This is a genomic window from Arthrobacter alpinus (genome assembly GCF_900105965.1).
Lineage (GTDB): Bacteria > Actinomycetota > Actinomycetes > Actinomycetales > Micrococcaceae > Specibacter > Specibacter alpinus.
The window spans coordinates 3,196,143-3,219,430 of the sequence record NZ_FNTV01000001.1 but is presented as its reverse complement, the minus strand read 5'-3'; the positions used below and the strand labels follow the sequence as shown (position 1 = coordinate 3,219,430).

Genomic DNA, 23,288 nt, shown 5'->3' with positions numbered 1-23,288 from the left:
GTGCCCAGGCGAGGCCCTTAGTCGCGGAAGAGGCCGGCCAGGTCCGTGGCCGTCAACGCGCCGCTGGACAAGGAGTCCCCGCTCATCACATCGGAGAACAGCTGGGACTTCTTGGCCTTGAGCGCCATGACCTTTTCCTCGATGGTGTCCTTGGCAACGAGGCGGTAAACCATCACGTTCTTCTTCTGGCCAATGCGGTGGGTACGGTCCACTGCCTGTGCCTCCGAGGCCGGGTTCCACCAGGGGTCAAGGATGAATACGTAGTCTGCCTCCGTCAGGTTGAGGCCGAATCCACCGGCCTTGAGGCTGATGAGGAACAGCGGCGAATCACCATTCTTGAACTCATCCACCACGGCGGCCCTGTTGCGTGTGCCACCGTCAAGGTACTGGAAGTCGATGCCCTCGGCGACGAGGCGATCGCGCACCTTGCCCAAGAATCCAGTGAACTGGCTGAATATCAGTGCACGGTGGCCTTCCTTGACCACATCCTCGAGCTGTTCAAACAACACGTCCAACTTCGATGAGCGCACCCCGGCCTGGCCCTCATCCACCAGCGAAACATCAAGGCTCAGCTGGCGCAGCAGGGTCAGGGACTGGAAGATCGTGAAGCGGTTCTTGTTCACGTCCTCCAGCAGACCCAAAATCTTGGCACGCTCGCGTTGCAGATGAGTTTGGTAGATCTTTTGGTGGCGCGGATTCAGCTCAACTTCGAGCACCTGTTCCTGCTTGGCAGGAAGGTCCGCAATAACCTGTTCCTTGGTGCGCCGCAGCATGAGTGGCTTGACCCTGGCCCGCAGCTTGGCCAACAGCTCGGAGTCCGCGTTCTTTTCAATGGGGCGCTGGTAGAACTCGGCAAAACGCTTGGGGCTGGGGAACAAGCCGGGAGCCACAATGGACAACAAGGCCCACAGCTCCATGAGGTTGTTTTCCATGGGGGTACCCGTGACAGCCAGTTTGAAGGGGGCCTTCAACTTCCGGGCACACTGATAAGCCTTCGACTGGTGGTTCTTGACGAACTGCGCCTCATCGAGGATCAGCCCGGCAAAGGGCTGCATCCCGTATTCAGCAAAATCGATGCGGAACAGTGCGTACGAGGTAATGACGATGTCCGCTCCGCCAAAGAACTTCGCGGAATTCAGCCCACTCTTGGCGAACGTCTCGGAAACCGTGACAACCTTCAGCCCGGGAGCGAACTTAATGCTTTCACTGGCCCAGTTGCCCACCACGGACGTGGGAGCAACCACGAGGAACGGCCTGTTGCCAGACCCCGAGCCGTGGCCAACGCTGTCACCGGTGCCTGCTTCGGCAGCGGCGTCGGTTCCCACTCCTGCCGCCGCATCTGCCTTGACCTGACACATCAAGGCGAGAGTCTGGACGGTTTTACCCAAGCCCATGTCGTCAGCAAGGACGCCGCCAAGGCCAAGGCTGTACAAGAAGTGCAGCCAGTTAAAACCATCCAACTGGTAAGGGCGCAGGGTTGCATCCAACCCGACGGGTGCCGCAAGCGGAACGGGAGGTCCGCCGTCGAGCAGTCCGGAAATTGTGTTGCGCCAGGCCTGCGCCTGCTCGTCAACGATGCCCAGCTGTGCCAGCTCGTCCCACAGGCCGGCCTGAAAGCGGCTGATCCGCAGCTCGCCGTCCTTGTTGTCATTGAGGCTGCGGGCTTCATCGATCAAGGCGCGCAGCTGGTGCAGTTCGGGGCGATCCAAGGAGAAGTAGGCGCCACTGGGCAGCAACATGCGCGAGTTGCCGGCGGCCAGCGCGGAGAATACAGCGGCGAAGGAGACATACTGGCCCTCGAGCGTGATCACGATGCCCAGGTCAAACCAGTCACGCTCATCGGTGGCCTTGGTGGAGATGGTCACAATGGGAGCCTCGGTGACCTCGCGGTAACTGGCGATGTCACCCGAGGTGTCAACCTCCACGCCGGGCAGCTTCTGCAACCTCGGCAGCACGGTCTCGGTGAACGTGAGGGTGTCCAGGCCGCTCAGCGCCGCGGTTCCTGCCAGCGAGGGCTCGCCCCAGGCGTGGTTCGCCGCGACACCCATGTCAGTGATGTCTTCCCACGGCTGGCCAACACTGGCGATCAACCGCGCCTCGGCACCTGTGTCACGCACGGCGTGCTCGCCCAGCTCGGGCCACAGCGGCAATGACGTCACCCGGCTGCCAGCAGGGTAATGCCACTCCCAGTGCAGTCGCACCGTGTGATCGGTTCCGTACGCCGCCAATAGCGACAAAGTGGGCTCAACGTAGGCCGGCAGTTCCACCGAATGATCCGCCGAAACCACCTGGGCGGCCTGCTTGAGCTGCGGATAAAACTGGGTCAGGAACTTATCGCGCGCCTGCTCCGGCACGTGAACCCGTTCCTTGCGGAGGGCAAAATCGAGCATTTGCGTCGAGGCGTCGGCCGGCAAGGGTGCCAGGGTGATGTTTCCACGCACGACGGCGTTGCTGCCTGGGGCGGCGGTGGCCCCGGACGCTGCGGTTTCGGCCTGATCAGAGAAAAACAGCCCGTTGACGGGGTTGCCAACACGGCCCACGATCCCCGCGGTGACGGGCACGCCGTCGATCTCGATTAGCGGCCCAACATCAAGGCCACCATCTTCACCCTGCGTGACATCGAGTTGCAACATGGCGTTTTGGTCAACAACCCGGACCGGATCTCCGCTGCCTGACTGGATCAGGGCAACACCATTTTTGTGAGCGCCATGAAGCAGTTGCCAGAGGTTGCGCCCGGCAAAGTCGTTGAGCGAGAGCCAAGAGCCGGTATTGCCATGGTTGAACTGGCGGGGGCTGTGAGACGAAAGAAATTCGCTGAGCCATTCCAGCTGCGTGCGATCGTGCGCGCCACCGTACGTCAGGTAGCCCAAAGTGGCCCAGCTGACGCCGGTCTTGACCCATTTTCCGCGCGTTCCCATGACCACGGGGCGCACGTTCAGTACCGGCTCCGAGGGGACGGTGCTGCCGCGGCCACGGTATGAGAAACGCGGCGGGGGTACATGAAGTTCAAATTGCAGACCCAAAGCAGGGGTGTCGGCGCTGGGGGCGAAAGCGGCCGGCGGCAGCAGGGCGGAGAGCGCGGCCTCCCATGAATCAACGGGTTCGTCCGTTGTTGTTTTTGCCGGAGCAGCAGTTGCGGACTTGCCGTCCTTGGCCTTTGCCAGCAGCGTTTCAAGGAACGTTGGTTCACGAGGGGCCTCTTCGGGGACAAAGAAGTCGGTGAACGCGGGGTCGCTTTCGGCCGCAGCGATCAGGGCCACCACGTGTTTGCAGTTCTGCCGCACAGGGCAGTTGCAGATGCCCACGCGGCAGGCGATGACGCCGTCGTGCTCGCGGACAAGCTTCGACGTGGACCGGTAGACCTGGCTGCCGGTCACTTTGCCGGAGAGTAAACCGGTGGCCGGTTCCAGCGTTATTTCGCTGACCCTGCCCTCGTCGGCGTACACGCGGCCGGCGGCAATGGAATTGTCGGTGAACTCGGCGATTCGCGTCAGCAAACGAGAACCCGCGGAGGAGTGCGTCACGGAACTTTTCCACCTGTCGGTTGAGGGCGGCTCAAGATTGCGAACCACATCTATCAATCTTAGGCGGCTTTGGGCATCACTTTCATCTTTTAGAGTCGTTGAGATGCCCCAACAGGCCAATGGCGGCGCCATTGCTCGCGAAATTAGCTATTGGCGGCGTAGGCGCGTAAGAGAATTTCGGCCAAACTTGCATCAACATCGCCCACCTCACGCAGCCGGACCTTGCGTTGGAACGGGTCGCCGGCCCTGACCTTGACGATCTCGAGGCGGCCGGCGGCAGGATCATCCAGGCGCAGGAAAATATCCACCGCGGATTTACTCACCGGCGTGACCTGCGCGAATTTCCGCCGCGGAGTGGTGAGCGAAAAATAGGTTTTCCGCAGTTGAATCTGGGTGTTCGCGGTTCCGTCTTCGGCCCACGCCAACGTCAGCGCAATCACGGCGTCGGCTATGGGCCGTAGCGCCGGACGGTCGGCATACTGCCCATCCAGCAGCTCCACGGCATCCTTCAAGAAAAAATCTGGATACCCGTACAACTCCCACATGATCGGGTTTTGGGCATAGCCGGACACCCCGTTCTCGACCAACCAGCGGCGGGTGTCAGCTTCAGAAGCACTGGCCTGGGCCCGCGCCTCGGCCAGCCACCACGCCACATCATGGCCGGTCCGGCGCAGCAACAACCCCCTGTTGTGCTCCAGCATTTCCTGCCACGTTTTGAACTGTGGCTCGCCGGGCATGGCGTTTAGTTCCGGCGGAAGGACAAATCGAAGATGACCCGGCCGGCTTTGTGCGCCTTGTTTTCGAAGCTAGTCAGGATGCGCCCGTCAAAGCGGGGGGCCCAACCTCCCACCTCATCGGGTTCGTCGCTTTGTTCGCAGTCCACTCCGCTGAGCCGCGCCGCGGTGAGGGGGCTCTCGGAACCGGTGTGTTCGCCGTCGTGCACGTTGGTGAACTCCTCCGCCGCCGCGCCAACTTCGAGCATCTGCTCGGCATAGGAGGACCAGTCGGTGGCGAGGCGCCAGGTTCCGCCGGGGGCAAGGACGCGGGCCACGAGGGGGGCGAAGTTGTCGTTCACCATGCGGCGCTTGTTGTGCTTGGTCTTGTGCCAGGGGTCCGGGAAGAATACCCAGACTTCGCTCACCGAACCTGTCGGCAGCATGGTCCTCAAGACCTCGGGTGCGTTCGCCTGAACCACGCGGACGTTGCTGATCTTGTTGGCGACGAGCTTCTGGATGGTTTGGGCCAGGCCGGGCGTGTAAACCTCGACGGCGAGGAAGTCCTTGTCAGGATTCTCCTTGGCCGCGTGCACAATGGCATCACCCAGGCCGGAGCCGATTTCGACGACGAGCGGGGCCGTGCGGCCGAACTCCTCTGCGGCGTCAAAGGCGTACTCCGGGTGGACGGAGGTGTCGGCGATATGGCGGGGGATATCCACGGCTAGGTAAGCGGAGTGATCGTCCCAGGCTTTCTGGCGCTTGCCCTGCAGCCGCGTGCCGCGGCGCACGAATGACACTGTCTGCCTGCGGTACGTGCCCTCGGCGGCCTGGGTTCCCGGCGTGATCGGGCGGGCGGAGCCGTCCCCGGTGCGGGGGGCGCGCTGATCTGCCGTGGACTCGGCGGCAGCGGGCGCAGGCGTAGCCGTGTCAGCGAGTACGGGGAATTCGGTGTCGGAAGCTGGGATTTCACTCATTACCTTTAAGGGTACCGGGCTTCGACTCCGTCCACTCGTCGCGCTAGCTCGGACTACGCCAGTCCTCGCCCGATCTGGATCTAATCTGCGTCGAACTCGCCATGAGTTCAGCGCATACGAAAAGTGGCGTTCTCGTATGCGTGGAACCCGACGCCAGTTGTGCGCCAGTGGGCAAGATGCGTCAAACTCGGCGCGAGTTCAGCGCATACGAAAACTCCGGCCCGGGAACGCCAGCACTCCGTCTTTGCCCGGCGGCCTGAGTCCCGAGAAGGTGAGTTGCGGCACTAACGGGAAATTCGATGCTGCCCCACTGTTAGACTGAGACTACTTAATGTGCGTTTCGCGCATTCTGCGTCGATGAACGCATGCAACTTGTCCCGCATTGATTTTGCTCTATAGCAACTCGCGGTTGACACGCTCTGGCATTGAATCGGCGAACCCGCGGTCAAAACTGCTCGTGGGACGTTGAACCGCCTTACGAAAGATTCTCTCTTTACATGACAACTTTTGCTGCCCTTGGTGCGCCCAAGGAAATCGTTGCTTCACTCGCCGCTCAGGGCATTGAAGAAGCGTTCCCCATCCAGATCAAGACCTTGCCTGACACCCTGGCAGGCCGCGATGTATTGGGTCGCGGCCGCACCGGCTCCGGCAAGACCATTGCCTTCGCTATCCCGCTCGTTGCCCGCCTGGCCGAGCGCGAAGCTCCTTACTTCCGCAAGCCCGGCCGCCCCATGGGCCTGGTTCTTGCACCGACCCGCGAGCTGGCAACCCAGCTGAACAACACCATCGAGCCGCTGGCCAAGGCCATGGGCTTGAACACCACTGTCATCTACGGTGGCGTCTCACAGGCCCGTCAGGAAAAGGCCCTGCGCGCAGGTGTTGACATTGTCATTGCCTGCCCCGGTCGCCTCGAAGACCTCATGAAGCAGCGCATCGTCTCGCTGGAAAGCGTTGAGATCACTGTCCTGGACGAGGCCGATCACATGGCTGACCTCGGCTTCCTGCCCGTTGTAAAGCGCCTGCTGGACACCACCCCCACGCAGGGGCAGCGCATGCTGTTCTCCGCAACCCTGGACAACGGCGTTGACAAGATTGTTCAGCGCTACCTCTCCAATCAGCTCACCCACTCGGTGGACGAGCCCAAGGCTGCCGTTTCCACCATGGAGCACCACGTCCTGGTCGTCAATGACCAGACCGTGAAGAAGCAGGTCATCGTTGAGCTTGCATCCGGTGCCGGTCGCCGCATCTTGTTCATGCGCACCAAGCACCATGCCCGCAAGCTGGCCAAGACCCTGACCGACGCCGGCATTCCGGCCGTCGACCTTCATGGAAACCTGTCACAGAATGCTCGTGACCGCAACCTGGCCGAGTTCTCCACCGGCGGCGTCCGCGTCCTGGTTGCCACCGACGTTGCCGCCCGCGGCGTTCACGTTGATGACATCGAATTGGTCATCCACGTTGACCCGCCCACAGAGCACAAGGCTTACCTGCACCGTTCAGGCCGTACGGCTCGCGCCGGGTCCGACGGCGTTGTTGTCACCTTGACGCTTCCGGAGCAGCAGGGCGACGTCAAGAAGCTCATGCGCGCAGCCGGCGTTGACGTGAACTTCGAGCGCGTCACCACCAGCTCACCCCTGATCGCCACGTTGGTGGGCGACGTTGCTGACAAGATTGACCCGCGCACCCGCGCAGCTTTGCTCGCATCCAAGCAGCCTGCTCAGGGCGGTGGCACCTCAACCGGTGCAAACGCTCAGCGCAAGCGCTCGGTCCGCTCCGGCGCGGCACCCACAGCCGGTGGCCGTGGGGGTCGCGGTGGCCGTGGTCGTGTAGCCTCCGATTCCAGCGAGCGTCCGGCAGCTGCGGGCAACCGCGGCGACCGTCGTGAAGGCCAGCCTCAGGGCGCCCGTTTCGGCGGCGGCGAAAACCGCCGTCCGGCCCGCTCTGCTGAAGGTCGCCCGGCTCGCTCCGCTGAGGGCCGTCCGGCCCGTTCCGCTGAGGGTCGCCCGGCCCGCGACGGCGGATCGCGCGAAGGCGCCGGCGCACGCAGCAACTCCGGCGTTGCCTGGTCCTCCAACACCGGCGGAACCTCCGGCGGCAGCTACAACGCTAACGGTGGCGGCTCGGCCCGCTCCGGTGGTGGCGCCCGCCGCGCGTCGGCTCCGGCCTCCAACCAGCGTCGCAGCCGCTAAATAAGCTCAGAAAACGACCCGCAGCAACCGGCCACAATGTGCCGGTGCTGTGGGTTGTTTTTGTTTACCCCGTAGATAGGCGACGCCGGGCACTGACCAAGGTGGTGGCCGCCATGGTGACGAGGGCGCCCAGCACGAGTGCCGCGGGTTCGCCCGGAGCCAGAAGGTTTTGTTGGATGCCGATGGTGGCGGCCGCGATTGGCACGCCCAGTTGCGAGGCAGAGAGCACGCCAAGCGGCAGTGGCAGGCCGAGTAGGCGCGTCAGCGAATGCACACCGATGGCGCCAAATCCCAAGACCAGGCCGAGCAAAATCATGTTGGGTTCTGTGGAGAGTTCGCGCAGGTCAAGGGATGAACCGAGCCACAGAAAGAACAGTGGCCCGAGGAAGCCTTCGGTGAGGGCGAATAATTGGTGGGCCAGGCGCCGCGGTTCACCCACGGCAGCGACGGCCAGCCCAAAGGCGAAGCCGGCGAGCATGATAGAGACATGACTCCACACGGCAAGACCCGCCAGGGCGAAGAGAACGGCCAACTGAATCCTGAGTTCCAAGGCGAATTCGCGCTGTTCGGAGACCTCATGAACTCTTCGTCGATGCCCCTTTTGCTCCGCCTTGTGCAGGAGGAAGAATAGCGCGGCCGCGCTGGCCAAGACGGCCAGTGAGCCCAGTGCGGCGCGCCCTGCCGTGGCAGGGTTGAGGGCTAGCGGGAGGGCCACGATGGCGAGGGTGTCGGCTATGGCTACCTGCGCCGTCATGGCTAGGACGTTGGGGCCCTTGAGGCTGCGTGAGCCAACAATCGGCAGCACCAGTGCTGCGGACGAGGACGCCAAAAGTACAACGTAGAGCGGTGCGTGTCCAGTGCCAAACAAGGCGGCCACGGCAATTCCAACCGCCGCGGCGGCCGCCGTCACTAGAACCACGCGCGCGGCGCCGCTGCCCAACGCGGAGCGGATGTTCTGGTCCCGGACCGGAACGTGGGATCCTGCCACAAACATGATCAGTGCAAAACCGAGATCCGCCAGAAAAGTAAACGTGGGTTCGCCCGGGTCAACAAGGCGCAAGCCGCTGCGACCAATGAGGATCCCGGCCACCAGTTCACCGATGACTACCGGGACGTGCCATGTTCGGGGAAGTGCCAGGAGCGGGCCCAGCAATGCTGCGACGCAAATCAGTGCGAGCAGGGGGAACGTCATGACCGTGCCCGTCCGTGTCTGGCCAAGTAGTGCTGTCCCATGTGCTCATTGTGCATGGTGAACTTGTTTTGCCAAAGGGTTGGCCTTGAAACTAAATCAGCACGCTTCCGCTGATGCACGCGCTGACGTGCCCGCCAACCCAGATCACGTCCCCGTCAACGCTGATGTGGACCCGTCCCTGCCTGTCCAAGACGGTTCCCTGAGATGCCACATAGTTGGCTGGGGCTGCCCCGGTATCCATCAGCCACCGGGCCAGGCCCGCATTGAGGCTGCCCGTCACCGGATCTTCCCACACGGCGTCTCCGCCGAAGAAGGCGCGCACCTCGAACTGCGCAGTTGCTTCAGGGCCGTAGGGCCCTACTACGCCAATTTCCAGATCACCCAACTGCGCCGGGTCAGGACGGAGCTCCAGGACGTCCTGAGCAGAATGCAGCCTGATGCCAATCCACCGTGGTCCATTGACGATCCACGAGGAGTCAAGAATTTCTTCCCGCCGGATTCCCAAGACGTCGGCGATTCGCTGCAGATGTGATTCATCAACGGCCTCGTAGCGGGTCAACGGCGGGGCTTGGAACGCGAACCGGTCTCCGGAAACCCTGATCGAGACCAGGCCTGCCGCACATTCCTGAACGACTACACCGTCCGGACTCACTGCGCCACCGGAATCTAGCCAGGCCCTTGCAGATCCGAGTGTGGGATGCCCGGCGAAGGGAAGTTCCTCGCTGGCTGTGAAAATCCTGACGCGATAGTCCGCCTGCGGATTCGTGGGAGCAAGCAGAAACGTTGTTTCGGCAAGGTTGGTCCAGTTGGCGAATTGCTGCATGTCCGCATCGCTCAAACCCTCGGCGTCGTGCACTACCGCCAGAGGATTTCCGCGATAGGGGGTTGCCGCGAAAACATCGACCTCGCTGTACCTGCGCGATCTGGTCATCAGGGCTATGGGACCGGGTCGATGCTCAGCACAGCCAAGAAGCCGCGACCGGAAATCTCCGGTCCATCATCGGAGCCAACCACGGTGTCAAACTTGCCCAGCGCTTCGGCGGCGGGCGCTGTCGAGGAGGATTTGGCGTAGTCCGTTGCGGGGGAGGCCGCCGGGGAAACCGTGGCCGAACCCTGCAAGAGGACGGCAAATTGGTCAGCGAACACTGGGTGCGGGCGCTTCTTTGACAGCTCGATGATGGCGGCGTAGCCCTTGAAGGCGCCGCGCCGAGTCATCAGGTTCAAGTCCTTCAACACGCCGGTGGGCAAGGCTGCGGAAGTCTCGGAATCGCCGGAAAAGCGGAAGGGACGGTACGTCTCCAGAGCCTGTTCAACACCGTCAACTGTCAGCGCAATGAGATCGCCCTCGACCACCGTGATGATCCGGTCAACGCCGGGCAGGGGCGAAAATGGGCCAGCCTTGGAAACTTCGGCCAGGCTCACACGCCAGTCCCAGTTCTTGGTGTCCGGGCCGGCCGCAATCTGCCGCGTGATGCCGCCGCCGTTGGCCCACGGGGTTGACTTGAGAGAGGCGTAACGAATGATTTCCACTATTTTTCGTCCTCATTCTTCACGCTATACACGTGCAATCGCTTGGGGTCTGACGGCCGACGGCGGAGCTTGCGTTTGTAGTAGGACCAGCCTCCCGTGATGGCTAGGGAGACGGCAAAAGCCAGCACGATCTTGATCGGCAGATTGGTCCTGACAAAGGTGAGCACCAGAATCATGGCCGCGAAGCTGGCGAAGTTGACGATGATGTCCAGCCAGTCGGTCTTGTTACGCATGGCACAAGCTTACGCGGAGCGGGACAATGGCGATGCTTGTTCTGTCCTAGCGGTAGTTGCTGACGAACGGCTGGTTGCTTGGCACAATTTCCTTGCCCAGAGGCATCAAGGAGATGGGGATCATCTTGATGTTGGCAATGGCCAGGGGAATTCCGATGATGGTGATGGCCATGGCGATTGCCGTGGTGACGTGCCCGATCACGATCCAGATGCCCGCCACCAAGATCCAGATGACGTTACCCAGCGTGCTGGCGATGCCCGTGCCTCCGGGCTTGTCCACCACTGTCCGGCCAAACGGCCAGAGGGCGTACCCGGCAATGCGGAACGAGGCGATCCCCCACGGGATCGTGATGATGAGAATGCAGCAAAGAATGCCAGCCGCGAAATAGCCCAGGGCCAGCCAGAAACCGCCGAACACGAGCCAAATGACATTCAGAATTGTCTTCATCATTCCATTCTGCCTTGCCCGAGCCGCGAAAACATCAGGGATGACCCTGTGGCCACCCTGAGTTCGCTGTCCCTCACAACCCCTCAGGGTTCGCCGGTGCTAGGCTAAATTGCAACAACATCACTTCCAAAATGGCAAGGAAACCGGCACTTCCATGGACTTCGGTACCGTCTTTTTGATCCTCATGCTGGTCATCATTGCCATTGTTGCGGGTATTGCCATCACCCTTGGTGTGCTCATCTACCGCGGCGCATTGAGCCTGGCGAAATTCTCCAAGCCCAAGATTGAGTCGGCCAAGCGCGGTGCCCTGAAAGCCCGTGCGGAGTCCAGCACCGGCCCCGTGGCTGAGATCTTGAAGCAGCGAGTTGCCCTGAAAGATTCGATCGAGGCCACGCGCCGCTCCCTCGGGGTGGCCCAGTCAACGGGTCAGTACACGGGCAATCTTGAGTCTATTTTCAGCACGCTGAACCAGACGGCCACGGTCATGGACCACCAGTTGGTGGTCGCCCAGCAGGAGCCCGATCGTGCCGTTCAGGCGCTCTACGCCAAGACTCTCGGCGTGCAGGTTGAGCAGATCACGCACACGGCACTGGGGGTCCGCAACGCCCTGGCCAGTGCGGCCGCCCCGGCGGGCGACGTCGACATGAAGGACCTCACGCGCACGCTCGAAATCGAGGCCACCATGCTCAAGAACTGGTCCAAGACGTATACGGATCTCGGCCAGGACTAGGCAATGCGTTTCCTTGCACGACTATTTGGCTCCAAACCCGCCGCGGCCAAACACGACGCCGGAGCCTCACCCCGCGACCAGCTCAGCTTGGGCGATGCCCAGCGCAAGCAGCTGTCAGCCGTGCAAAAAATGCGCCGCGGGGTTGCCGATGTTTCGGTGAGTCGGCAGCGTCTGGACCTGCAAGCTGCCGATCTTCAAAAAGCCATGGCCGCATTGGTGAACCAGGCCGAGACATCCCAGGCTGACGGGGATTTGGCGGCGGCGCAAACCGCTATGAATCGTCATCTGATCATGGGGGAGCAGTTGGGCGATCTCATGTCGCAGCGCGACGCCTTGGCGGAACAGGAAACCATGTTGATCGGCGCCCTGACCCAGTTGCAGGCGCGAGTGAGCGGATTCAACGTCACGGTGGAAACGCTCAAGGCCGCCCACACGGCCGCCGGCGCCGATCACGCCATCGCGAAAGCGCTTGAAGAGTTCGACGAAGACGGCCGACAGCGCTAAGACTTCACATCTGCGTACGGTCTACCGAAAATCTGGCGCCAGTTCTGAACCTGCGCCAGATTCGCTACAAATAACGCGCAGACTCCTCGGTGACGTCTCCGGAGGCAATATCGAAGCTGAATGACCAGGCAGCACCGTTCGAGCCCGCCTGCATCGCGAACTCAACGGTAGCCACACCTGCCGCGACGTCGGCGGACGTCAGCGTATGGGTGGCGTTGAAACCGCGAACCGCTCCTGCTTCCAGCGGTTCCGCGACCAGTACCGGCTCACCACCCGAAACGGCAAGCATGGAGACCGCCACCTCGGCCACCGCGGAACCCGCATTTTCCACACGGCCAGCAAACGCCAGGACATCCCCGACCTTGTAGCCGGCAAAGACGGGTCCGTAGTTTAGGTCCTGGGACTCACGGTTGGAGAGCACCTGCGGGGCATCCTCGGAGTACCCCTGTCCCACTTCCTTCCACGAGGAAGGATCCCAGTCGCCATCGGTCTGAGTGAGCACGAAACTCTCGCCAACGCTTTCCCACACAGCGGGACGCCCGGGCGTGACGGACCGCAACACCACGCATAGGCCAACGTTGTTGGCGAAGGAGGTGCCGGCGTCGTGCGTCAGGGAAGCGGTGGGGGATTCAAGCAGCTCTTGCGGATCGAGGGTGGTGAACACAATTTCCTGGTACCCCTGGCGCTCGTAGAGCACGCCGATCCGCCCGTCCGGCAGACGCGCGGCGGTGGAATACTGCGAACTTCCCCCGCAAAGTTCGACGGCGAATGGCCAGGTTGCGCCGTTGTCTTGCGAGAGCTTCAGGAGGGTGTTGCGGCGCAGGAGGGTGTCGTGATTGTGGGTGGCGATGAGCCAGTTCGCGGTCTCCGGCGTGGCCAGAGCGGTGAGGTTGGGCAGCCCGTCGAAGCGGGCCACAGAGCCGTTGTCGCTGGGGTCCGGCAGATCCAGATGAGGCTGTGCCGGGGTGTAGCTGTGGCCGCCGTCGGTGGAAACGGCCGTGAGCCGGTGCGGGGTGGCGCGCGAGTGCATCAGAAGGCTGCCGTCGGCCCGGCACACGACCTTGTTCTCGTTGGCGCCGGCGATGAATTCGCCCAGCGTCCAGCTCTCGCCGTGGTCGTCGCTGTAGGCGCTGGCGGCCTTGATGGCGCCCTCGTTCAGGAGCACAAACTGCTGGACCAGGCGTCCAGTGAAGGGGCCCGTGTGGATTTGGATCCCGGCGCCAGCGGCCGCAAAGAGCCCCGTGGTGCCTTCATGTTTGAGCATGGGGGTGAGGCGGCGGTGCGTCCATGTGAGACCGTCGTCGTCGGAGAAACTGAGGTCCGCGTGCTGGATGGCGTCCTGATTTTCCAGGCCCTCGATGGCCTCAAAGAATCCGGCGTGAGTGCCAGCGGCGTGGAACATGAAGATGCGGCCGGTTTTCGTATCGATCAGCAGGCTGGGATCGCCGTAGCCGTCCAGTCCCGTGCCGGTCCGGACCGTCTGCTGCGGCCCCCACGTAGCCCCGTTGTCGGTGCTGCGGCGCAGGAGCAGATCGATCGGATTGGGCAAATCATCCAAGTTGGGGCGGCCGTCATAGGCGGCGAGGATGGTGCCGTTGGTGGTCACTGCCAGCGCTGGGATGCGGTACTGGCGGTGACCGGCAACGCCGCGGCGGGCAAGAACGTGCTCAGAGGAGGTAGGACGTTTCATCACACCACGATCTTAGTGCCATTTCCGCGGCTGCGAAGGATCTAGCGGACGCTTCGTGCCCGGCCAATCTGGGTCTGTAGGAAGTGCACCCTGTTGAAGACGTCGATGCGCTGAAAATCATTGCTGACAGGCATCTGCTCCGTATAGGTGTAATTGCCGGACTGAATGTGGACGGAGACAAATCCTCCCATCCGGGATTCCTTGGCCAACAAGAAAAGGAGGCTGAGCAGGAAGAACCAGATGAAGATGACGACCATGGCAATTGCCCAACCCGGCGTGTAGGTGGTGATCCTGGTTTGATCAATGGTTGTGACGTTGACTTCGGCCAGGGGCCAAGTTCCGGAAGGCGTCATGACGTACTGGTCGGTGACCTGGATATGTCCGATCGAGAGCAGTATGGGCGGGTTGTGTGGCAGGCCTGCGCCGTCAATCGTCATGGTTCAGAACCTACCATTGTTCGGTTAGATCCAGCCCTGTTGCCATGCCTTCTCTGCCGCCTCATGCCGGGACACGGAATCGAGCTTCATCATGGCCGAGGATAGGTAATTGCGGACCGTGCCCGGAGCCAGATGCAGCTTCTGAGCAATTTGCGCCACGCTCGTGGTGGAACGGCTGATCCGCAATGTCTCCAATTCCCTGTCGGTCAACGGTGAACGCTCGGCGGTGAGTGCTGCGGCGGCAATTTCCGGGTCGATGTAGCGTTTGCCGGCGGCAACCGCGCGGATGACCACGGCCAGCTCTTGTGCAGGGGTGGACTTCGGGACGAATCCTGACACCTTGGACGAGAGCGCGCGGCGCAGCACACCGGGACGGGCATGGCGGGTCACGATGATGACCCGCGTGTTGACCGCTGCCAGAATTTTTGCCGCAGCCTCCAGCCCATCTGCCTGCGGCATTTCCAAATCAAGAAGGCAGATGTCAGGGTTTGTCGCTAAGGCCAGCTCGGTAGCTGTGACGCCGTTATCGGCGCTGGCCACAACATCGATGTCGGGCTCCAACCCCAAAAGCGCTTCCAAGGCACCCCGGATGAGATGTTCGTCGTCGGCCAAAAGAAGCCGAATGCGGCCCGCGGGCGGAGCGTCTGTCATGTCAATGTTCCTTTGCTGGGGATCCAGGCCTGCAGTTCAAAGCGGCCGGCGTCCATGGAGGTTTCAAGTGTGCCGCCCAGTGCTTCAAGCCGCTCCCGTAGGCCGAGCAGCCCGGTCCCGGTTGCGGCGGGAGCTGGAGGGGCGCCGTTGTTGCTGATGGCCAGGGACACTCCGGCTGCAGATGCCGCCAGGGTGATGGAGGCCGCCGTGGCTTCGCTGTGCCGCAGGATGTTGGTAGTTGCCTCACGTACCGTCATGGCCAGTGCCTTCTGGGTGGCGGGATGCGCCGGCACTGGCGCCAACTGCAAGTCGCAGCTGGCGCCGGCGGCGGAGAGGACCTCGCGGGCGTTTTCCAGCTCGTTTTCAAGGACTGTTTCCCGGTAGCCGGATACGAGCGAACGGGTTTCTTCGAGGGCCTGTTTGGCAATCAGGCGGGTTTCATGAATGTTTGCCCGTGCGGCCTCGGGGTTGATGGACATGAGGCGTTCGGCCAACTCGGACTTCAAGGCTATGACTTGCAAGTGGTGTCCCTGGATGTCATGGAGGTCAGCGGCAAAGCGCAGCCGCTCCTGGGTCACGGCGAGTTCGCCTGCCATGAGACGGTGACGGTCCAGCTCCACCACAACGCGCCACCACCAGAGGCTGCTGATAAGGACCAACGGCATCCCTGCAGCATAGACAAAGAGCATGCGCAGTCCGGGTTGCTCCGGGTAGCCATACGCCCGACCGTGCAAGAGCCAGTAAGCGGCAGGATGCAGGAGAGAAACGGCAATCGCACCCATCAGGACCAACCATCGCTGCCGTTTGGGCAGCAGACAAGCTATCACGCAGACAGCCAACCACAGGGGAAGGCTCCACATCAGCGCATGAGCCGGACCAAATAATCCAAGCACCCAAACGGCCGCAGCCGAGCTGACAAGGGCCAGCGTCCACGCCATGCTGGGAAGTCCACCGCCCAATCCGGCCCTCAGGAACCAGCAATAACGGATCTGGATGGCCACGGAGAGAAGAAGGCTGACAAGGAGAAGTCCAGCACCGCCGTCGAACTCGTTCGTGATGGGCTCCAGCGCGAGGCTGACGAGCATGGCATCGAGCACCACCAAGACGAACACGATGGAGCCGAGCGTGTACGTCCAGGTTGCCCGCACGCTGCGGCCCGGGCGGGCCGAGGGCGGCAAAATTTCAGAGGGCGTGGCGATGGGCATGACGCTCAGTCTAGGCCAATGACATTTGTCATGGTCAGGCGTTCGAAAGTGCCCGTGGGAGTGGTGACAGCAGCGCACTGTCCCAAGGCCTGGCGGCACGGAAGGATTGAATCATCAACGAAATCCGATACGAGAAAGCTGTCACCATGATTGAATCACTGCAGTCCTTCACCACCTCGCTTCCTCCCATGCTCCAGTGGCTGGGGGTGCTTCTCGTGGCCGCCATACCATTTGTGGAGTCTTACTTTGGTGCCGTGCTTGGGGTGGTTTCCGGCATGAATCCCGTGGTTGCCATTGCCGCAGCCGTGGTGGGAAATATTCTTTCGTTGCTCATCTTTGTGATTGCAGCCCACCGGGTGAGGGTCAAGGTTTCCGCCGGCAAGGCGCCCAAAGAGATGACTCCGCGCCGTGCGAAGTTGCGTGCGGCATTTGATAAGTTCGGAGTGGCGGGGGTGAGCCTGATTGGACCAACTATCCTGCCCAGCCAAATCACGTCGGTCGCCATGATTTCCTTTGGCGCTTCCAAGAACGCCGTCATCTTGTGGCAAGTCATCTCGATCATCATCTGGGGCACTGCATTTGGTGTCCTGGCCACCATGGGCATCTCGCTGGCCCGCTAGGCCGCAGCTGGGCATGACAGGCTCCCTACTCGACCGCGATGCCCAAGTGCGCCGCCAGCATGGGCGCCAGCAGGCCCAGCTGGTAATCGTCCACCACCACACCGGCCATGGAACCAATGCCGTTGAGCGTGCGGAAGTCCGTGGTGCGCAGGTCGAGACCCTTAATGAGGGCCTGTTGCAGATCAAGGGTGCCGATACGGCAGTTTTTTAAGGCCATGCGGGTGATGTTCGCCCCACCAAGATCCAGCTCGCCAATGATGCAATCACTGATCTGCAAATCGATGATCTTACTGGCGCGCAGATTCAGGAAGTCGATCTTGCCGCCGTCGATCCTCACAGACTGCCAGCTACTGTCGTAAAGTTCGGCTGATCCCCAGCGAGGTGACGTGATCTCGGTGTCCCGCCAGCTGGTCCGGGCGCCCTTCATGATTGGGGCAAAGCTGTCATTGAGCGCGGTACCACGGAAGCGCACGCCGCGCAGTTCCGCGTCGTTGAGTGTTGGGCCGTTGAGCTCGCATTCGAGGAAGTCGGTTGACGTCAGATTGCCCTCGTCAAAGGCTGGCCGGTCAAAACGCTGACCGTCATACGTCTCACCCGGGCCAAAGAAAGCGTCGTCATTCTCCACCAGATCGTGAAGGGCAAGCGGGGTGAGCCGGGGTGCGCGGGGGTCAGTCTTCGAAGCCATGCACCCAGAGTATCGGGCTGCGCCCACATTGAAATTCTGATAACCATCAGTGGCATGAGTCAGCCGTCGAAGCTCAGTGTCAGCCCGGAGGTGTAGGCCGCGCCGGTGTTGGCGGGGGCGCCTGCGGGGCTCATCTGAATCAATGACGCCCCAGCCGTCTTCACCGTGCCAATGGCGAACAATTCCTGTGGTGGCCATGGCGCCAGCCTAGGGGAATGTTGGCCGAGAAACTATGCCAACCGATCAACAAGCCGGAAGCGCTGCAACACCACCAACGTGTCATCATCAACACCGAAGTTTGGGTCTTCCATCGCCTCGCGCATCTCGGCTGAGTGCCAGAATTCTTCATGTCCGGACCGCCAGTGCGCCACCGTCGCGTGGCCTTCACCCTCATCCACGGCATGCTGCAGGTCAACGTCGGCCAGACGGACGGTGCGGACCTCTGTCACCTCAATGACGGCAACGCCCTTGCCGCCTGAATCAATCACCAACTCCCGCGCACCAGCAAGAGGCAAGTCTTCACCCTCCCGCTCGTACTCAAGGAGCGTGGCGGTGGTGGACGTCTTGGAACCATCGAGGATCGCGGCCACCAGTTGATCGCGCAGGGGACCGGGGAACGCGAATTCGGAAATCGGCAGCGAGCTGTAGTCAGTCATGAGGCCACCATACCCTCAGCTATTTAGCTCAATCGTCCTAATTCCTCACTCAAATTCTGTTGCGCCCGGAGCGCCCATAAATCCTGCCCTCTTTGGGTGTGAAACATAGGTTTCAAGGCCAGCAATTGACGCACGACGCCGGCCCGCCCCTTCGTGAAATCATCGTCCGGTACGTGCGCGTAATCCCTGCGGACGCCCGCTAAGTAGCGGGAATACTCGGCTGGCGCGGCGCCGAGGATTGCCAGGTCTGCGTCACAAAGCAGGTGTCCGGCGGCGTCCTCGGGAGAGGGGGAATGTGTGGCCGTCAGTTGCACCAGCCGCACCACCTCCGCCACTTCATCGGCAGCAATGAGCCCATTAAGGCTCAGTTGTGCTAAAACAGCGGAGTCCTCTTCGTCGCTGGGCGTGCCGTTGTAAACTGCGTCGTGAAACCACGCCGCCAGCGCCACCGGGCGTGGAGCGGAACGGCCCGTCAGTAGATCGAGAGCCTCCAGTACGGCCAGCAGATGGGTGGCCGAGTGGTAGTTCCTGTGGGGCTCGTTCCACCGTCCTAAAAGTGAAAGCCCAAGGCCCGGCTCCGTGGGCATCAGCGAATTCCATCGCTTTTCAAGAACGGAAGCAACGGACTTGACCCGGTACTTGGCCTTGATGCGCAGGCCCGAGGCCACCAGTGTGCGCGCAAGTTCCTTCCCGGAGACCGGCACTGCCCCGGCTGCCACCAAACCCGCGTAGAGCCGTTCCGGGACGTCGTAGTGGTCAAGATCAAAGGCTCTCTCGGTGACCTCATTGGCCGCGGCGAAGGCGTGCAATTCGGCTACCGATGCGTCTGAGATCAGGTGCGAAAAGACGGTTCCGTGCGCCGGCCAGAAGGGCGGATCGATGAAGATCATGGCCTTAGTGTAGGCCGGTGCGCACCTTGGCGGCTGTTGGGTGAATATGACCTCCCGCATCTGCACGCATAGACTCGTTTGAGTTCAACACATCAAGCGAAAGCCAGTGGCAGTGCGAAACGAAGACTCTTCAGTCCAGGCAACTTTTAACGGGATCGCCCGCCGCTATGACCTGATGAACAGGCTCATGACGCTTAATTCGCACGCGCGCTGGTGCAAGGAAGTGGCCACATTCGCCACGTCCGGCCATGGGGCAAGCTACCTCGACCTGGCGACGGGCACCGGTGTCATTGCCCGGGCCATTCGCGAGCAGAGTCCCGAAAGCACCATCATCGGGGCGGATTTTTCCGAATCCATGCTGGAGGTGGCCCGCACCATGGAAGGTAACGAGAGTATTGACTGGCAGTTTGCCGACGCGCACGAGCTCCCTTTTGAGGACAACGCGTTCGACGGTGTGACGCACGGCTACCTTTTGCGAAACGTTAGCGATTTGGATCAGGTCCTGAACGAACAATTCCGCGTCCTCAAGCCCGGTGGCGTAGTAGCTGCGCTTGAATCATCTCCGCCGAGTGACATTCTTGCCCCGTTCATCCGTCTGGGAATGAAGGTTGTCATTCCCACTTTGGGGACACTCATTGGTCGTGACCGCCCCGCTTATCAATACTTGGTCGACTCCACGCTTGGATTCCTTGCCCCTAAGGCGCTTCGACTCAGATTTGAGCAGGCCGGCTTCCGTGACGTTCAGGTGAAGCCAAAATTCATGGGCACCAACATGATCTGGACGGCACGGAAGCCAGGCTAGGCGAGGGTTACAGCTCACGCTCTGCGTACAAGCCGAGGACGTCACGTACAAAGCTTGCACCTTCTGTGCCGCCGTAATTTGCGCCAAAGCGGGGATCCGCAACATACATTTCCGCGAGCCCTGCGACATACCCGCGGATATCTCCTCCCGGTGTTGACGCCGGCGTGCCTGGAATGGATGCAAGCCACTGAACGTGACGGCGAGCCAACTCCTGAGCAACCGGGGAATCTGGCGAAACGCCATCGGTGAATGCTGCGATCCAGTCGCTGCCCAGCGAGGCGACACGACCCTTCCATGCCGCTTGTTCTGTGGCATCCATGCTCTGCCACCACGCATCGCTGCGCGCGTAGGCGTCCTTTCCCCACCGCTGCTCAACCTCCTCCTTGTGTTGGGTATGGTCAAAGCCGTCAAACATGTCCTCAGCCATGATCTTCTCTCCTTCATTTTCTGCTTCGATGGTCTTCTCAACTGATGCAATAAGTCGGGTCAGCCTGTCTTGTTCTCCACGGAGCCACGCCACATGCGCCTTCAGTGCCGCCGCGGGTGATCTCTCGCGGTCCAAAACTGAGGCAATCTCAGGTAGACCGAGTCCGAGTTCCCGCAACAATAGGATGCGCTGCAACCGAACCAAGGCTTGCTGGTTGTAGTGTCGGTAGCCATTGCCCGCAATCCGGCTCGGTGGCAATAGGCCGATCGCGGCATAATGCCGCAGCATTCTGCTGGTGGTGCCGGTCACTGCCGTGATTTGATGGATGGACCAGTCTGTCCCGGGCTCGAAAGTGCTCATGGAAACAACGGTAAAGGTTGACGTTGCGTCAATGTCAAGGGTGGCTGGGTCTTGACAGGCACAACCGCCGAGCCGTGGGAATAAGATCCATTTAAGCAAAGTTGAGCGTAGTAGACTCAACTTTACTAGCCGTGAGTCATAACATTCACAGACAGCCAACGAAAGGATCTCTCTTGGACGCCAAATTCACCACAAAGAGCCAGGAGGCTCTTTCTGCCGCCGCCATGAACGCCTCGACCGCCGGCAACCCCACGGTCGAGCCCGCCCACCTGCTCAAGGCCCTTATGGACCAGCGCCAGGGCGTTGCCGTTGCCCTCTTGAAGGCCGCCGGGGTGGACCCCGACGAGGTCAGTGTCGGTGCCAGCGCCGCCATCCGCAACCTCCCGTCGTCGTCCGGCACGTCAGTGGCCCAGGCCCAGCTCAGCCGCAACACGCTGATGGCGGTGCAGGCCGCACAGCAGGCCGCCGAACGCATGGGAGACAGCTACGTGTCCACCGAGCACCTGCTGTTGGGGCTTGCGGACGACGCCGGAGCAACCGGAAGTGCCTTGCGCAAGGCTGGCGCCACCCGGGCCGCGCTCGACGCTGCGCTGCCGACCGTGCGCGGCGACGGCAAGGTCACCACGCCCGATCCCGAGAACACCTTCGAGGCGCTGGAGAAGTTCGGCGTGGACATGACGGCCATTGCCCGCACCGGCAAGCTTGATCCGGTGATTGGCCGTGACTCGGAGATTCGCCGGGTCATTCAAGTCCTGAGCCGGCGCACCAAGAACAACCCCGTGTTGATCGGCGAGCCCGGTGTGGGTAAGACAGCCGTCGTCGAAGGCCTGGCACAGCGCATGGTGGCCGGCGACGTGCCTGAATCGCTGCGCGGGAAGACGCTCATCAGCCTGGATTTGGCCTCGATGGTGGCAGGCGCCAAGTACCGCGGCGAGTTTGAGGAACGCCTCAAAGCTGTCCTCGAGGAAATCAAGGCCTCCGACGGCCAGATCGTCACGTTCATCGACGAGATTCACACGGTGGTGGGTGCTGGCGCATCCGAGGGTTCCATGGATGCCGGCAACATGCTCAAGCCCATGCTGGCCCGCGGCGAGCTGCGCCTCATCGGCGCCACCACACTGGATGAGTACCGCGAGAACATTGAAAAGGATCCGGCTCTGGAGCGTCGTTTCCAGCAGGTGTTCGTGGGGGAGCCGAGCGTTGACGACACGATCGGTATTCTGCGCGGACTCAAGGAACGCTACGAGGCTCACCACAAGGTAGCCATCGCGGACTCCGCACTGGTCGCGGCAGCCACGCTGTCCAACCGCTATATCAGCGGCCGCCAGCTTCCGGACAAGGCCATCGACCTGATGGATGAGGCCGCTTCCCGACTGCGCATGGAGATCGATTCCGCACCGGAGGAGATCGACCAGCTGCGCCGCGCCGTGGACCGTTTGACCATGGAAGAGCTCGCGCTCAGTGGTGAAACGGACGCAGCGTCTATTGAACGCCTCGAAGCGTTGCGAGCAGACATGGCGGACAAGAAGGAAGAGCTGGCAGGACTCAACGCACGCTGGGAAGCCGAGAAAGCCGGGCTTAACCGAGTCGGCGACCTGAAGGCAAAGCTGGATGAGCTGCGTTCCATTGCGGACAAGGCCCAGCGCGACGGCGATCTGGAGCAGGCCTCGCGGATCCTCTACGGCGAGATGCCTGCCCTGCAGCGCGAGTTGGAGGCGGCTGCCGCCGAGGAGGAATCCATCGACAAGCCCGAGCTCATGGTGGCCGAGGAGGTCACGGCCGACGACATCGCCGAGGTCATTTCGGCCTGGACCGGCATTCCCGCCGGGCGCATGCTGCAGGGCGAAAGTCAGAAGCTGTTGCAGATGGAGCAGGTCTTGGGCTCGCGCCTGATTGGCCAGTCCTCTGCCGTGACGGCCGTGTCCGACGCCGTTCGCCGCGCCAGGGCGGGCATCAGCGATCCGGACCGACCCACGGGATCCTTCCTGTTCCTGGGACCCACTGGTGTGGGCAAGACGGAGCTGGCCAAAGCGCTGGCCGATTTCCTCTTCGACGACGAACGCGCCATGATCCGCATCGACATGAGCGAATACTCCGAGAAGCACTCGGTCTCGCGGCTGGTAGGCGCCCCTCCGGGATACGTGGGCTACGACGAGGGCGGGCAGCTGACTGAGGCCGTGCGCCGTCGTCCATACTCGGTGGTGCTGCTCGATGAGGTGGAGAAGGCCCACCCCGAGGTCTTCGACATCCTGCTGCAGGTGTTCGACGACGGACGGCTCACCGACGGGCAGGGACGCACGGTTGACTTCCGCAACGTCATCATCGTGCTGACCAGCAACCTCGGCTCACAGTTCCTTGTGGATCAGCAGCTGAGTGAGGATGAGAAGCACAAGGCCGTCATGTCAATCGTGGAGGCCTCATTCAAGCCGGAGTTCCTGAACCGCCTCGACGAGATCGTCATGTTTGACGCACTTAACGTGGAGGAGCTCTCGCGGATTGTGGACTTGCAGGTGCAGTCGCTGGCTTCGAGGTTGTACGAGCGGCGCCTAAGTCTTGACGTAACAGATGCGGCGAGGGCGTGGCTGGCCCTGACAGGCTACGATCCGGCCTACGGTGCACGTCCGCTGCGCCGCCTGGTCCAGCGCCAAATAGGCGACCGCCTGGCCAAGGAAATCCTGGCCGGCACCATCACGGACGGCGACACCGTCCTGGTGGACACGGCCGCCGATTTCGATGAGCTGGACATGGACTCTGCTTCCGGTTCAGGGTTGACGGTGACCCGGAAGTAATCCCAAAACAGTAATGGCCGGCCCGCTCAATTCATG

23 protein-coding genes are annotated in these 23,288 nt (G+C 61.9%); 6 read left to right on the top strand and 17 right to left on the bottom strand.

What is annotated here, in order from left to right; all coding sequences use genetic code 11:
- Positions 1-17: 17 nt before the first annotated feature.
- The 3 genes from BLV41_RS14710 to trmB all read right to left on the bottom strand — a co-directional run bounded on the left by BLV41_RS14710 (position 18) and on the right by trmB (position 5,214).
- Positions 18-3,524: a DEAD/DEAH box helicase gene (locus tag BLV41_RS14710; protein WP_074712288.1), complete on the bottom strand. Its 3,507-nt coding sequence runs from the start codon at positions 3,522-3,524 to the stop codon at positions 18-20.
- A 143-nt stretch (positions 3,525-3,667) separates the two neighbouring features.
- Positions 3,668-4,261, bottom strand: coding sequence for a hypothetical protein (locus BLV41_RS14705; RefSeq protein ID WP_074712287.1), 594 nt, complete (start codon positions 4,259-4,261; stop codon positions 3,668-3,670).
- A gap of 5 nt (positions 4,262-4,266) precedes the next feature.
- Positions 4,267-5,214, bottom strand: coding sequence for a tRNA (guanosine(46)-N7)-methyltransferase TrmB (gene trmB, locus BLV41_RS14700; RefSeq protein WP_083360797.1), 948 nt, complete (start codon positions 5,212-5,214; stop codon positions 4,267-4,269).
- A gap of 497 nt (positions 5,215-5,711) precedes the next feature.
- Between trmB and BLV41_RS14695 the strand changes: the two genes are divergently transcribed.
- Positions 5,712-7,403, top strand: a complete 1,692-nt coding sequence (locus tag BLV41_RS14695; RefSeq protein WP_074712286.1) for a DEAD/DEAH box helicase — start codon at positions 5,712-5,714, stop codon at positions 7,401-7,403.
- Between the two features lie 64 nt (positions 7,404-7,467).
- Here the strand turns inward: BLV41_RS14695 and BLV41_RS14690 are convergent, their stop codons facing one another.
- The 5 genes from BLV41_RS14690 to BLV41_RS14670 form a co-directional block, all read right to left on the bottom strand.
- Positions 7,468-8,595, bottom strand: a complete 1,128-nt coding sequence (locus BLV41_RS14690) for a cation:proton antiporter (protein WP_074712285.1) — start codon at positions 8,593-8,595, stop codon at positions 7,468-7,470.
- Between the two features lie 91 nt (positions 8,596-8,686).
- Positions 8,687-9,526, bottom strand: coding sequence for a PhzF family phenazine biosynthesis protein (locus BLV41_RS14685; protein WP_074712284.1), 840 nt, complete (start codon positions 9,524-9,526; stop codon positions 8,687-8,689).
- A gap of 5 nt (positions 9,527-9,531) precedes the next feature.
- Positions 9,532-10,125, bottom strand: coding sequence for a HutD/Ves family protein (locus BLV41_RS14680; protein ID WP_074712283.1), 594 nt, complete (start codon positions 10,123-10,125; stop codon positions 9,532-9,534).
- A complete protein-coding gene (locus BLV41_RS14675) occupies positions 10,125-10,358 on the bottom strand; it encodes a hypothetical protein (protein WP_044577518.1) in 234 nt (77 codons plus the stop codon). The genes BLV41_RS14680 and BLV41_RS14675 overlap by 1 nt, the downstream gene beginning before the upstream one ends.
- 46 nt (positions 10,359-10,404) lie before the next feature.
- Positions 10,405-10,806, bottom strand: a complete 402-nt coding sequence (locus BLV41_RS14670) for a YccF domain-containing protein (protein ID WP_044577515.1) — start codon at positions 10,804-10,806, stop codon at positions 10,405-10,407.
- Between the two features lie 154 nt (positions 10,807-10,960).
- Between BLV41_RS14670 and BLV41_RS14665 the strand changes: the two genes are divergently transcribed.
- Entirely contained in the window at positions 10,961-11,536 is a 576-nt protein-coding gene (locus BLV41_RS14665; protein ID WP_074712282.1) for a hypothetical protein, read from the top strand.
- A 3-nt stretch (positions 11,537-11,539) separates the two neighbouring features.
- Complete coding sequence (locus tag BLV41_RS14660; protein WP_074712281.1) at positions 11,540-12,040, top strand: PspA/IM30 family protein; 501 nt, start codon at positions 11,540-11,542, stop codon at positions 12,038-12,040.
- A 64-nt stretch (positions 12,041-12,104) separates the two neighbouring features.
- Here the strand turns inward: BLV41_RS14660 and BLV41_RS14655 are convergent, their stop codons facing one another.
- The 4 genes from BLV41_RS14655 to BLV41_RS14640 are packed head-to-tail and all read right to left on the bottom strand — an operon-like array spanning position 12,105 to position 16,023.
- Positions 12,105-13,730: a sialidase family protein gene (locus BLV41_RS14655; RefSeq protein ID WP_074712280.1), complete on the bottom strand. Its 1,626-nt coding sequence runs from the start codon at positions 13,728-13,730 to the stop codon at positions 12,105-12,107.
- Positions 13,731-13,771: 41 nt separating this feature from the next.
- Positions 13,772-14,167, bottom strand: coding sequence for a hypothetical protein (locus BLV41_RS14650; protein ID WP_074712279.1), 396 nt, complete (start codon positions 14,165-14,167; stop codon positions 13,772-13,774).
- Positions 14,168-14,191: 24 nt separating this feature from the next.
- On the bottom strand, positions 14,192-14,818 hold the full coding sequence (locus tag BLV41_RS14645) for a response regulator transcription factor (protein WP_074712278.1): 627 nt from the start codon (positions 14,816-14,818) through the stop codon (positions 14,192-14,194).
- Complete coding sequence (locus BLV41_RS14640) at positions 14,815-16,023, bottom strand: sensor histidine kinase (protein WP_074712277.1); 1,209 nt, start codon at positions 16,021-16,023, stop codon at positions 14,815-14,817. The genes BLV41_RS14645 and BLV41_RS14640 overlap by 4 nt, the downstream gene beginning before the upstream one ends.
- A 146-nt stretch (positions 16,024-16,169) precedes the next feature.
- Here BLV41_RS14640 and BLV41_RS14635 point away from each other — a divergent pair, with 146 nt between their 5' ends.
- Positions 16,170-16,643: a hypothetical protein gene (locus BLV41_RS14635; RefSeq protein ID WP_044577503.1), complete on the top strand. Its 474-nt coding sequence runs from the start codon at positions 16,170-16,172 to the stop codon at positions 16,641-16,643.
- 25 nt (positions 16,644-16,668) lie between these two features.
- On the opposite strand, the gene BLV41_RS14630 is transcribed toward BLV41_RS14635, so the two are convergent.
- Genes BLV41_RS14630 through BLV41_RS14620 form a run of 4 tightly spaced genes read right to left on the bottom strand, consistent with a single transcriptional unit; the run spans position 16,669 to position 18,874 of the window.
- A complete protein-coding gene (locus tag BLV41_RS14630; RefSeq protein WP_074712276.1) occupies positions 16,669-17,328 on the bottom strand; it encodes a pentapeptide repeat-containing protein in 660 nt (219 codons plus the stop codon).
- A 59-nt stretch (positions 17,329-17,387) separates the two neighbouring features.
- Positions 17,388-17,510, bottom strand: a complete 123-nt coding sequence (locus BLV41_RS22815; RefSeq protein ID WP_280138623.1) for a hypothetical protein — start codon at positions 17,508-17,510, stop codon at positions 17,388-17,390.
- A gap of 48 nt (positions 17,511-17,558) precedes the next feature.
- Positions 17,559-17,984: an ASCH domain-containing protein gene (locus BLV41_RS14625; RefSeq protein WP_074712275.1), complete on the bottom strand. Its 426-nt coding sequence runs from the start codon at positions 17,982-17,984 to the stop codon at positions 17,559-17,561.
- Between the two features lie 23 nt (positions 17,985-18,007).
- A complete protein-coding gene (locus tag BLV41_RS14620) occupies positions 18,008-18,874 on the bottom strand; it encodes a DUF4031 domain-containing protein (protein ID WP_074712274.1) in 867 nt (288 codons plus the stop codon).
- 112 nt (positions 18,875-18,986) lie between these two features.
- Between BLV41_RS14620 and BLV41_RS14615 the strand changes: the two genes are divergently transcribed.
- Positions 18,987-19,676 (top strand): ubiquinone/menaquinone biosynthesis methyltransferase, encoded by a 690-nt coding sequence (locus tag BLV41_RS14615; RefSeq protein ID WP_074713346.1) that lies wholly within the window; start codon positions 18,987-18,989, stop codon positions 19,674-19,676.
- 7 nt (positions 19,677-19,683) lie between these two features.
- Here BLV41_RS14615 and BLV41_RS14610 read toward each other — a convergent pair whose 3' ends face one another.
- Positions 19,684-20,463 carry a MerR family transcriptional regulator gene (locus BLV41_RS14610; protein WP_074712273.1) on the bottom strand — a complete coding sequence of 260 codons (780 nt, stop codon included), beginning with the start codon at positions 20,461-20,463 and terminating at the stop codon, positions 19,684-19,686.
- Positions 20,464-20,636: 173 nt separating this feature from the next.
- On the opposite strand from BLV41_RS14610, the gene clpB reads away from it, so the two are divergent.
- A complete protein-coding gene (gene clpB, locus BLV41_RS14605) occupies positions 20,637-23,252 on the top strand; it encodes an ATP-dependent chaperone ClpB (protein ID WP_074712272.1) in 2,616 nt (871 codons plus the stop codon).
- Positions 23,253-23,288: the final 36 nt, after the last annotated feature.